Annotated in this window: 8 protein-coding genes; all 8 read right to left on the bottom strand. The window is 32.9% G+C overall.

The genetic code is table 11. From position 1 onward, the window contains the following. Positions 1-51: 51 nt before the first annotated feature. The 8 genes from aspS to secDF all read right to left on the bottom strand — a co-directional run bounded on the left by aspS (position 52) and on the right by secDF (position 12,727). Positions 52-1,818 (bottom strand): aspartate--tRNA ligase, encoded by a 1,767-nt coding sequence (gene aspS / locus J5E45_RS01060; protein WP_039068302.1) that lies wholly within the window; start codon positions 1,816-1,818, stop codon positions 52-54. A gap of 12 nt (positions 1,819-1,830) precedes the next feature. Further along, positions 1,831-3,093: a histidine--tRNA ligase gene (gene hisS, locus J5E45_RS01055; RefSeq protein ID WP_101049497.1), complete on the bottom strand. Its 1,263-nt coding sequence runs from the start codon at positions 3,091-3,093 to the stop codon at positions 1,831-1,833. Positions 3,094-3,419: 326 nt separating this feature from the next. Continuing rightward, the gene (locus J5E45_RS01050) at positions 3,420-4,295 is read right to left on the bottom strand and encodes an N-acetylmuramoyl-L-alanine amidase family protein (protein WP_039068304.1); all 876 of its coding nucleotides are present in this window, start codon (positions 4,293-4,295) and stop codon (positions 3,420-3,422) included. Next, positions 4,292-4,744, bottom strand: a complete 453-nt coding sequence (gene dtd, locus J5E45_RS01045; protein ID WP_039068305.1) for a D-aminoacyl-tRNA deacylase — start codon at positions 4,742-4,744, stop codon at positions 4,292-4,294. Before dtd ends, J5E45_RS01050 begins: the two co-directional genes overlap by 4 nt. 12 nt (positions 4,745-4,756) lie before the next feature. After that, positions 4,757-6,946 carry a RelA/SpoT family protein gene (locus J5E45_RS01040; RefSeq protein WP_039068306.1) on the bottom strand — a complete coding sequence of 730 codons (2,190 nt, stop codon included), beginning with the start codon at positions 6,944-6,946 and terminating at the stop codon, positions 4,757-4,759. A gap of 459 nt (positions 6,947-7,405) precedes the next feature. After that, on the bottom strand, positions 7,406-7,924 hold the full coding sequence (locus J5E45_RS01035) for an adenine phosphoribosyltransferase (protein WP_039068307.1): 519 nt from the start codon (positions 7,922-7,924) through the stop codon (positions 7,406-7,408). A gap of 12 nt (positions 7,925-7,936) precedes the next feature. Beyond that, a complete protein-coding gene (recJ, locus tag J5E45_RS01030) occupies positions 7,937-10,216 on the bottom strand; it encodes a single-stranded-DNA-specific exonuclease RecJ (protein WP_107548665.1) in 2,280 nt (759 codons plus the stop codon). Between the two features lie 234 nt (positions 10,217-10,450). Next, positions 10,451-12,727 (bottom strand): protein translocase subunit SecDF, encoded by a 2,277-nt coding sequence (gene secDF / locus J5E45_RS01025; protein ID WP_208181471.1) that lies wholly within the window; start codon positions 12,725-12,727, stop codon positions 10,451-10,453. Between the last annotated feature and the right edge of the window lie 359 nt (positions 12,728-13,086).

The raw sequence follows: 13,086 nt of genomic DNA, 5'->3' as shown, positions 1-13,086 counted from the left end.
AATAATAACACAATATTTGAAATTAGCAAGAATAAAAGCTTATAACAAAAATTAATGTCTAATTCGTAATGACAATTCTTCTAATTGGCTTTCAGAAACTTCACTTGGTGCATTTGTTAATAAACATGTAGCTGAAGCCGTTTTAGGAAACGCAATTGTATCACGTAAGTTTGTACGACCTGTTAATAACATTACTAGACGGTCTAAACCAAGTGCGATACCGCCATGTGGTGGCGCACCATATTTGAATGCATCTAGCAAGAATCCAAATTGTTCTTGCGTCTGTTCCTCGGTAAAGCCTAGTACTTCAAACATTTTAGTTTGTAAATCACCATTATGAATTCTGATAGATCCGCCACCTAATTCATAACCATTTAATACAATATCATAAGCGTTAGCTTGTGCATTTTCAGGTTCAGTATCTAATTTAGCGATATCTTCTTGTTTTGGTGCTGTGAATGGGTGATGAGCTGCAGTATAACGTTTTAAGTCTTCATCATATTCTAATAAAGGCCAATCTGTTACCCATAGGAAGTTTAATTTAGATTCATCAATTAAATCTAATTCTCTAGCTAACTTAAGACGCAACGCACCTAAACTCTGTGCAACAACACTTGGTTTATCTGCTACGAACAATACTAAGTCACCTGGTTGCGCTTCAGTTAATGTTTGTAGCTTAGTAACATGGTCTGCTTCAAAGAATTTAGCAATTGGGCCGTTCACACCTTCATCAACGACTTTCACCCATGCTAAACCTTTAGCACCATAAATATTTACAAATTCAGTTAAACCATCAATATCTTTTCTTGTATATTGATCTGACGCACCTTTCGCAACTATCGCTTTAACTTGACCATTATTAGTCACAGCATCTTTAAACACTTTGAAATCCATGATTTCTCCTAATTCTGATACATCTATCAATTCCATATCAAAGCGAGTATCTGGTTTATCTGAACCAAAACGTTGCATTGCTTCATCATACGTCATTCTAGGGAATGGTCTTGGAATTTCAACATCTTTTACATCTTTCACTACATTTTGTAGCATTTCTTCTCCCATTTCCATAACGTCTTCTTGATCTACAAAGCTCATTTCAATATCGACTTGTGTAAATTCAGGTTGGCGATCGGCACGTAAGTCTTCATCACGGAAACATTTTACGATTTGATAATATTTATCGAAACCGCCAATCATTAATAGTTGTTTAAAAAGTTGAGGTGACTGAGGCAATGCATAAAATTCACCGTCATGTACACGTGAAGGTACCAGATAGTCACGTGCCCCTTCAGGTGTTGACTTAGTTAATACAGGCGTTTCAATATCAAAAAAGCCTTCTTTATCTAAGTATTGTCTGATTGAACGTGTAGTTTGGTGTCTCATCTTAAATGTTTGTGCTAATTCTTGACGTCTTAAATCTAGATATCTATATTTTAATCTGATATTTTCATCCACGTTTTGATTTTCTTCATTCAACGCAAATGGAGGTGTTTCTGCTTTGTTTATAATTTCAATTTCTGAAACTTGTACTTCTACTTGACCTGTAGCAATTTTCGGGTTCACTGTTTGAGGATCACGTTTTTTTACGATACCTTTAACTTGAACTACATATTCAGATCTCACTGTTTCAGCTATTTTTAATGCCTCTTCAGAAAAATCAGGATTAAATACGACTTGTACATATCCTTCACGGTCTCTTAAATCAACGAAAATGAGACCACCTAAATCTCTACGGTTGTGGACCCAACCTTTTAATATTACTTCTTGGTCTAATAATGATTCAGTTACTAAACCGCAGTATGTTGTGCGCTTACTCATGATATCTTCTCCTTAGTTTTTAAAATAATTTATGATTTCATCTAAACGAATAGTTTCACTTTCACCTGAAAGCATATTTTTAACATTTATTTTATTATCTTCTAATTCTTGCTCACCGATAACAATAGTATAGTTTGCCTTTAATCTATCGGCTTGTTTCATTTGCCCTTTAACCTTACGTTGTAAATAATCTTTATCCGCTTTAATCCCATTTCTACGTAAATCATTAAGTAATTTCACTGCATAACGATCCGCTTCTTCACCCATAGTTACGATAAATAAATCAAAATCATGATTAACATCAAGTTCGATTTGCTCTTCATCTAATGCTAGTAATAACCTTTCTATACTTAATGCGAATCCAATACCTGTTTGACTTGGTCCATCTAATAATTCAAGTAAACCGTTATAGCGTCCACCGCCACATAACGTTGTGATCGCACCATCATAATTTGGATTATCAATCATTAATTCGAATGCTGTATGTGTATAATAATCTAAACCTCGAACTAAGTTAGGATCTTCTACATAAGCTACACCTAAGTCATCCAAATGTTGTTTGACATCAGTATAATATTGTTTAGATTGTTCATTTAAAAATTCAGTAATTCTAGGAGCAGTTTTAACGGCTTCTTTATCTTTGTCAACCTTACAATCTAATATTCTCATTGGATTTGTGTGTAAACGAGCTTTACAGTCATTACAAAAATCGTCAATTACAGGTTCAAAATGTTTAACTAGTGCATCATTGTATTCATGACGTGATTCAATATCACCTATACTGTTAATTACAAGTTTTAAATGTTTCAATCCAAATGATTGGTAAATGTGCATAGCCATTGCTAACACTTCAGCATCTATACCTGGGTCTTCAGCACCAATCGCTTCAACGCCAAATTGAGTAAATTGGCGATAGCGTCCTTTTTGTTTACGTTCATATCTAAACATCGGACCGTTATAATATAATTTAATCGGTTGATTAGGTAAACCTTGCATCTTATTTTCAATATAAGAACGTACTACGGCTGCCGTGCCTTCTGGACGTAGAGTAATACTTCGGTCACCTTTATCTTTAAAAGTGTACATTTCTTTTTGAACGACGTCTGTTGAATCACCTACACCTCGTGCAAATAATTCTGTGCTTTCAAAAATTGGTGTACGAATTTCTTGATAATTATAAACTTCCATTAATTCATCTAATCTTGATTCAATAAAACGCCATCTTTTTGTTTCATCTGGTAAAATATCTTGCGTCCCTCTAGGTATATTTATCATAGAATCTCTCCTTTTATGCAATAAAAAAACCCTTGCATGACTAATAAGTCATACAAGGGACGAATTTCCGTGTTGCCACCCTAATTGATTATAAATGTTATACTTATAATCCACTTCATACGAATAACGCTCGCTACACGGCTTTTATCAAAGCACCTGTTCTTGTGTTCAATTTTTCTAAACTACTATGCATAATTTTTCAGCCATGAATTATGTCTCTTCGCATATTTTGCTACCATTTCGTAAAGAAAATTCAAGAATCATATCGGTTTTAATATAGAATTCATACTTAATAATAACCAGTTTATGAAGATTATGCAACCTTTTTATTCTGAAAAATATGCACGTAAGCCATCTACAACTGCTTTTTCAAGTATATGTCTGTGTAATTGATCCGTAATCATATCTTCGTCAGTAGGATTACTAATGTAACCTAATTCTAATAATACGGCTGGAATGTCAGTCTGTCTCAATACTTGGAAATTTTCCTGTCTAGCACCTTTATTCGTCAGTAATGCTCTCTTTTGCAAACTGGCACTTAATGTTTCAGCTAATGCTTTTTGATTATCTTTGAACCAATAAACTGTACTACCATTTGCTTTAGATGACTTTAGTGAATCATTATGTATACTAATATAAGCATCACCTTTTATATTCCGCTCATCCAAGCTAACGTATTTATCGGTTTCACGAGTCATGTTAACCGTAGCACCTTCTTTTTCCAAAAGTGATTTTAGCTCTTTAGCGGTTTTTAAAGTGTATACTTTTTCGATACTTTTTTTATTTGTATTACTTGATGCTCCCTGATCACTACCACCGTGACCAGGATCAAGTACTATCGTTTTATCTTTTAAAGGTTTGGCGTTATGATTAGCATCTGCTTCAATATCTAAATTTGTATGCCATCCTGCTACCCAACCTTTTTCTTTTTTGTTAGCAGATTCTACTTCTAACCACTTACCTGTCTTACCTATTTTTTGGAAGTTTTGTCCTTTATCGATGTTACTAATAACTGGATAAGCTGAACTTGGACCAGTTCTTAGTTCTGCATCTTCTATAACATAGATACTACTACTATCCTCATCATTATGATTTAAGAAAGAGATAATCATAATGATAAAGACAACAAATGTTACAACGACAATTAGCGCGGGGAAATTTTTAAGCTTATTTTTTTCTAGCCAAGTATTGATTTTTTTCATATGATTTTGCCATCCTGACTTTCATAAATAATTGTTACAGGCCCATCATTGGCAATATTAACTAACATATCAGTTCCAAATTCACCTGTTAACACATTTATTCCATAAGAACGGAGTGTTTCATTTAATTTTTCATATAATTCATTAGCGCGTTCTGGAGGCATAGATTGTGTAAACCCAGGTCTATTACCTTTTCTCACATCTGCATAAAGTGTGAATTGTGAAATCGATAAAATCTCTCCACCAATTTGTTGAAGGTTTAAATTTAATTTTCCATCCTCATCCTCAAATAGTCTTGCATTAAGGATTTTTTTGGCTAATGTAGCTATATCTGCTTCTGTTGAGGATTTACCCACACCCACAAGCAAACAGTAGCCTTTATTTATTTTGTTTTCTATAGAATCATTTGAAACTGAAGCTTCTTTGACTCTCTGGACTACTACCCTCATTTAGTTACACCTCTAATTCCAAACTCTTGTTACAGTATATACATCTCCAAGTTGTTTAATCTTATCTACAACTTGATATACTTCATTCACATTTTTAACCATTACACTGATATTAATCACTGCATTCTTATCGATATCAGAACGTCCAGACACTTTCACTAAATTACTTTGTGTTGAATTTACCGCTTGTAACACTTCATTTAGCAGACCGTTTCGGTCATACGCAGAAACTTCTAAATCTACTTGATAACGTTGGGTCGAATCTTTAGAGCGTACCCATTCTACATGAATCAAACGTTCATTTTCATTTTTGATATTTGGACAATCTGTACGATGCACTTTTATACCATGGCCTTTTGTGATATATCCTACAATATCATCACCAGGGATTGGATTACAACATTTTGATAGTCTAATCAAAACATTTTCAATACCTTCAACATAGACACCACTATCCGTGGTTATATCTTCTTTAATAGGTACTGATTTAGTAATCTCTTGTGCTTCATTTAATGCTTTTTGTTTGTCTAAAATACGTTGTTTTTCAGTTAGTTTATTGACAATTTGCAACGCTGTCACACCACCAAAACCAACTGCGGCAAATAAATCATCTTCATTAGCAAAATTGTATTTATTGTTAACAACTTCGATATTTTCATCTGTTAAAACTGCATCTACTCTATAGCCTTGGTCTTTAATTTCAGCCTCGACCATAAACTTACCTTTTTCAATGTTTGAAGAACGGTCTTGTTTTTTGAAGAAACTTCTAATTTTACTCTTAGCACTTGATGATTTTACAATTTTCAACCAATCACGACTAGGACCATATGAGTGCTTGCTTGTTCTTATCTCAACAATATCTCCTGTTTGCAACACATAGTCAATCGGTTCAATTTTGCCATTTACTTTTGAACCAATCATTTTATTACCTACTTCACTGTGAACAGCGTAAGCAAAATCAATTGGTACTGCACCGTATGGTAATTCAATGACATCACTTTCAGGCGTAAAGGCATAAACTTTATCACTTTGTAAATCAAATTTAAGAGTTTCCATAAATTCTTCTGCATCAGAAGTAGTATTATCTGTTTCTGCCAATTCTTTGATCCAATTTAATTTCTTATTAAAATTTTGAGACTTTTCAGTAACCTTTTTACCTTCTTTATAAGCCCAATGCGCTGCCACACCATGCTCTGCAATCTCGTGCATTTCATAAGTTCTAATTTGAATTTCAAGCGGATCACCATTCGGCCCTACTACAGTAGTATGTAAGGATTGGTACATATTTTGTTTCGGCATGGCAATATAGTCTTTAAATCTTCCTGGCATGGGTTTCCATAGTGTATGAACCAGACCTAACACAGCGTAGCAATCATTAATGGAATTGACAATAATTCTAATTGCTAATAAATCAAAGATTTGATCGAATTGTTTTTTCTGTTTTACCATTTTCCTATAAATACTATAAATATGCTTTGGACGCCCGTTTATGTCCCCAACAATATGCATGTTCGACAAGTCATTTTGTATTTGATTAATAGCATTTTGAATATATTCTTCTCGCTCACTACGTTTTTTCTTCATAAGATTTACTATTCTGAAATATTGAACAGAATCTGTATATCTCAATGCTGTATCTTCTAATTCCCATTTAATTGTATTAATACCTAGTCTATGTGCTAAAGGTGCGTAGATTTCAAGCGTTTCTTTTGAAATTCGAATTTGCTTTTCTCTAGGCATTGCTTTCAACGTTCTCATGTTATGTAAGCGGTCTGCTAATTTAACTAAGATTACTCGCACATCTTTAGCTATCGCTATAAATAATTTTCTATGATTTTCTGCTTGTTGTTCTTCTTTTGATCGATACTTCACTTTTTTTAATTTAGTTACACCCTCGACAATAACTGCAATTTCTTCATTAAACATACCCTTCACATCATCAAATGTATAAGGCGTATCTTCTATAACATCATGTAAAAAACCTGCAACAATGGTTGGGCCATCTAAATGCATTTCAGTTAAAATACCCGCAACTTGAATTGGATGCATAATATACGGCAAACCATTTTTTCTAAATTGGCCTTCATGTGCCTCATAGGCAATGTGGTAGCTCTTTAACACATATTCATACTCTTCCTTAGATAAATATGATTTTGCTTTGGATAGTACTTCATCGGCACTATATGGATATTCATTGTTCACTTAAGACACCCCTATACTAAATATTAATCGCTATTAGATACCCAGTATTATATTTCGTTAGCTTCAATTAATTTTCATTTAATTATGATTGTAACGTTTTTTCACGTTATTCGGCCAAATTATGTATAATAGTTATATAATACTACATGTTAATAAATAAATAAATGAGTATGCCATACTAATAGTAAAATATGGTTTTATTTTATCTTATATATACGGATTTAAGCTATATTATTTTCAAAATCATTAGTAACTCATGCCATTTTACCCTATATAGCTAATACATTCGAAATAATATTCTCAAATTTAGTTGATTCTAGTGACACAGAACTGTTTCTCACTTTTCGTTTGGTGCACTTATATTAAATTAAAAAAATACACCTCCATTCGTAAAAATGAAGATGCATTTTTATTTTAACTAACGTTAGTAATATCTAACCTTTGGCTTAATTATACTGATTACTCATCATATGAAATTAAACTCATAACATCATAATCTCTAATTTTTTCGATTCCATTTAAATATTTAAGTTCAATAATAAATGCAATACCTACCACAATACCACCTAATTGTTCTATAAGTTTAATAGCCGCTTCTATTGTTCCACCTGTCGCAAGTAGGTCATCTGTGATTAATACGCGTTGCCCTGGTTTAATCGCGTCTTTATGCATAGTAAGTACGTTTGTTCCATATTCTAAATCATACTCATAGCGAATAACTTCTCTTGGTAATTTGCCTTCTTTTCTTACTGGTGCAAAACCTATCCCCATTGAATAAGCCACTGGACATCCAATGATGAAACCACGTGCTTCCGGTCCAACGATAATATCAACATCTCTATCTTTAGCATATTCTACGATCTGATCAGTAGCATAACCATATGCTTCACCATTATCCATAATCGTTGTTATATCTTTAAAATTAACGCCTGATTTGGGCCAATCTTCAACCTCAGACACATATTGTTTTAAATCCATGCAAACTTCCTCCTAGTTATCTATCAGCTCTGATTTAATCCATTTTTTTAAGTTACTAAAGTCATCGTATAATAGAACTTTTTCAACTTCTATTCTATCTAATCGACCTTGGTAATATTTACTGGATTCAATCTCTCTCTTTGTGGAAACACTGTTCATCTTAATTATACCATTTTCGTCTTTTATAAACTCTAAATCGAGAAAAACTTTTAAGATAAATTTAAGCATACTCGGTTGTATATTTAAAAACTCACATAATTGCATTCCGTCTTTAGCTAAATTAGTTTCACGTTTAGTGGCTAATGCTTTAAAACATTGTTTGAACGTTTCCATTTTTGGCATACCTTCAAAGTATATTGAACGTTCGTGGTTTAAAACTAAATAAATTTGTGAAACATTTACGGTTTTAAGCGTATCTTTAATTTCTTGAATAGACGTTGGTAAATCACGAAACACATACTTATCATAATGTTGTTGAATCGCTTCGCCATAATAATAATAGTGGTCACCTAATTTTTCATTCTTATTATGAATTAAATATGCGACATCCTTAGTATCCTGTTCGAAATTACTAATATTACGTTTACTTCTATAATCTAAAATTTGTAAATTATTACTAGCCAAATCTTGTATCATAAATTGAGGGGACTGGAAGCCATTCCATTCATTAATTTGTAACGTGCCAATTACATTAATTGGTTGTTGCTCTCCCAATTCCTTAACTAAGTGACCATTTTGCCAAAATATGGCTTGTAACTTACTATCACCCATAACTAATTTTAAATGTTTATTATCTTGGCCAATCGCTTTACTTTGATTAACTATAATATCTTCTAACTCAAAACAGGGACTAGAAAAATCAGTACCGAACGGACGTAATCTTTGTATATCTTGAATATTTTTAATAGTAATATCCGATTCATCAATTTTCACATCAACTTTTCTACGGGGTTCCAATGAAGTTGTACTTGCTAATTGTTCCATCCAATCATTTAAACCATTACGTAACATATCAATATTTTCAATCGGCATAGTAATACCTGCAGCCATGTGATGCCCACCAAATTTTGTTATTAAATCAGTATGTGCATTTAAAATTTCAAACATGGACACTTGTTCAATACTACGTGCAGAACCTTTAGCATGATCTTGCGCTTCATCTACGTTTAAAATTAGAGTTGGTAAGCTATAAGTTTCTACTATTTTGGAAGCGACAATACCTAATACACCTTCATGCCAATCAGGTTGGGCTAAAAGTAAAAATTTCGCTCCTTGATTAACTTGAATTTCCGCTGCTGCTAGCGCTTCTTCAGTAATTCGAGCTACGATATCTTTTCGCTCTTGGTTGAAAAACTCAACTTGTTCAGCAAGAAATTCTGCTTCCTCATCAGAGTCAGTCATCAATAATTCTGCGGCAAGACCAGCGTCTTCAAGCCTACCTACGGCATTTAGTCTTGGCCCTATAATAAAACCGATCGTTTCTTCTGTAATACTATCACTATAACCTGCTTGACTTAGTATAGCTTTTACAGATGGTGGGCAATGATTGTTTAACACTTCTAATCCTTTTTGAACTAAAGCTCTATTTTCATCTGTTAATGATACTAAATCAGCTACTGTTCCAATCGCAACTAGCCCTAAGAAATATGCTGGAGGTTCTTCCAATAGATTTTGCGCCATTTTATATGCGACCCCCGCGCCACATAAATACTTAAACGGATAGTCAAACTTTGGGTGCATAGGGTGAACTATTGCGTATGCATTGGGCATTGTGCGACCAATTTCATGGTGATCAGTTACAATTACATCAACACCTAAATCCTGCACCATTTGAATTTCATCGTGACCTTGTATGCCGTTATCCACTGTGATAATTAATGATATGCCTTCTTCATATGCGTTTTTAAAGGCCATTTCATTAGGTCCATAACCTTCGGAAAAGCGATTCGGTATGTACCAACCTACATGTGCGCCTAATTCTTTCAGCGTATTCACTAAAATCGTTGTAGAGGTAACGCCATCTGCATCATAATCGCCATAGACTAAAATCTTTTGGTTTTGATCTATTGCTAAATTAATTCGTGTTATTGCTTTATCCATATCACTCATTAACATTGGGTCATGCATTACAGGAGTACTGTTAAGGAGATTATGAATTGCGTTTTTCTCTGTTAATCCTTTACTCTCTAGAATTTTTTTTACAATAGGAGTTAGCTTTAAATCCGAAGAATCTGCTTCTGCAATTTCATATTCTGGCAAATTAACATCCCAAGTATATTTTGATTTAATCATACTATTCTCCCTCATTTCCACAAGTCATTATACAAAAGATATACCAAAATAAAAAGTAGTTTCATTTATAGAATCGTTTAAATCGACCATTTGATAGTAAAATAATCATATAACGTTAAAAACAAACTATTTACACATAGACCAATTCATATCTTTTCATAAGTGATTTAAACAAGTAAAGACCACAATTAATGCATTTGCAAAAATTGTGGTCTTTTGAAATTTAATTTTAAATTATACTAAGATTTTTTCGTCATTTGATTTTTTCTCTTTATAAACTACAAGCTTATTGTTATCAGATTTCTTAAGTTGACGTTTCTTCATAATGCCCCATAACGGTACAGCAATAAATACGGAAGAGAATACGCCTGAAATTAGTCCAATTAATAATGCTAATGAGAAATTAAAGATACTTGGAGCACCAAATAATAATAATGCAATAACCACAATAACTACAGTTAATACCGTATTTATAGAACGCGTCATTGTCTGACGAATCGATCTATTAATGATATCATCAATTTGAGCATTTGTAGTAATCACTTTTACTTTATGCAAGTTTTCTCTAACTCTATCAAACGTAACAATAGTATCATTTATTGAATACCCTATAATAGTTAGCACAGCTGCTATAAATGTAATATCTACTTCTAATCTAAATAAACTGAACACTGCAACAATCATAAATGCATCATGTAACAATGAAAGAATTGATGAAAGTCCCATGCGCCATTCGAATCTAAATGTAATATAGATAATAATACCTATAGCAGCATATAGCAATGCGAGCATAGCATTTTTAGCAAGTTCTTGACCTATTACTGGTGAAACCGTATTAACAGTTGGTTTGTGACCAAATTGATCATCTATCGTATCCTGTATTTTAGATACTTCATCTTTAGATAAATCTTTTTTGAATTGAACCGTAGCTGTTTTACCATTTTCACCTAAGGATACTTGATTAGGTGTGAAATCATTGTTTTCTAATGTATTTTTAACTTTAGTTTCAGTAACTTTATTATCAGATTCAAAGTCAACACGTGTACCACTTGTAAAATCAATACCTAAGTTTAACTTAAAGACAAATAAAATTATTGCACCGACTACGATAATAAGTACACTCAACGCTAACAATGGTTTAGCAAGTTTCATAAAGTCCCAACGTTCATATGGCGTTTTCAAATCATGAATTTCTTTTTTATCGTTGATATCAAATATTTTTTTCTTGCTAACCCCAAATAGCCAAGTTGATTTTTTGAAATAATTAGATGACACAAGTAACGATAACAACCATCTCGATAGGAATACAGCTGTTACAAATATCATTAAAATACCTAATAGTAACATTGTAGCGAAACCTTTAACTGAACTTTCACCAAAGAAGAATAGTACAGCAGCAGCAATAACTGTTGTCAACTGAGCATCTACGATAGTTAAGAAAGAGCTCTTATTCGCTTTTTTATATGCCTGTTTAAGTGTGCGTCCAATCTTAAGTTCATCTTTTATCCGCTCATACATGATTATATTAGCATCGACAGCCATACCAACTCCGAGTACTAAAGCTGCAAGGCCTGGGAGAGTTAATACCCCTGAAATAAAGTTAAACGCTAATAACGTTAAATAAATATATGCTGTTAACGCAATAACAGCCACTAAACCAGGCAAACGATAAAATCCTAACATGAATAGATAAATAATAGCAATACCGATTGCAGCAGCAAATACCGTTTTATCTAAAGCATCTTGGCCAAATTGAGCACCTACAGAATTTGAATATATTTCATTTAAATCAACTGGTAGTGAACCAGAATTTAGTAAATCCGCAATTTGTTTCGCTTCTTCTACGCCTTCTTCACCATTAAAGCCGCCTGAAATTTCAACGCTATCAGAATTTATTGGTTGATCTACTGAAGCTGCAGAAACATATTTAGGATCTTCCTTATTCATTTCTTTATGATAAGTGTCGCCTTTTTCATGGTCTAACCACACAACCATTACATTTTCATCTTTTTTAGAAATTTCTTCAGTTACTTTTTTAAATTTATCACTGTCTTTTAATTTAAATGTAACCGCTGGTTGATTCGTGTTTTGTTTAAATTCTTGTTTTGCAGAACCTTGCTGAATATCTTTACCAGTTAATTTGATATTGTCATCAGCATCACGAATTGTTAAATTTGCTTGAGAAGATAATATCTCACGGGCTTGGGATTGGTTTTTAACACCGGCAAGTTGTACGCGAATTCTATTTTTATCTTCTACTTGTATCTTAGGCTCTGAGACCCCTAATACGTTCACACGATTTTCAAGCGTTTTAGCCGTAGCTTTTACCGCTTTATCGTCTATTTTATCACCTTTTTGTAAAGGATCTACTTGGTATAAGACTTCAAATCCACCTTGCAAATCAAGACCAAGATTAACATCCTTAACTACGCTCTTATACGTGAGTCCCATGCCTGCAAACAGGAGGACTACAAGTAATATAAACGCAACTATTCTATTACTTTTCTTCACTTGAACACCTCATTCTAAGCTTATGTTTTAAGAATACGCTTCTAATATCAATTATTGCAAGTTTTATTAAACTTCATTAAATTATCTGAACGACCTATATATCTTAACATATTACATCCAGTGTAAAAACTAACTCTATTAAATATTAAAAGAAAATTTAATTGCAAGCGTTATAAACATTAGGATTAACAACTTTAGAAGTTTCTACGCTATTAATTAAATAATGTGTAGAATATATTACAAAGTATAACACGAGCTGTATAAATTGGCCTTTAAGTAAATCAAGTTGTGGCATTTATTTTACATATTTAATTAGAATTAAAATAAAAAAACAAACCAAAAGCTAATCATTAGCAATT

It is taken from the genome of Staphylococcus shinii (genome assembly GCF_017583065.1).
In the GTDB taxonomy this organism is placed as follows: domain Bacteria; phylum Bacillota; class Bacilli; order Staphylococcales; family Staphylococcaceae; genus Staphylococcus; species Staphylococcus shinii.
Note: the sequence above shows the minus strand (reverse complement) of the source record. Positions and strands in the feature narration are given on the sequence as shown.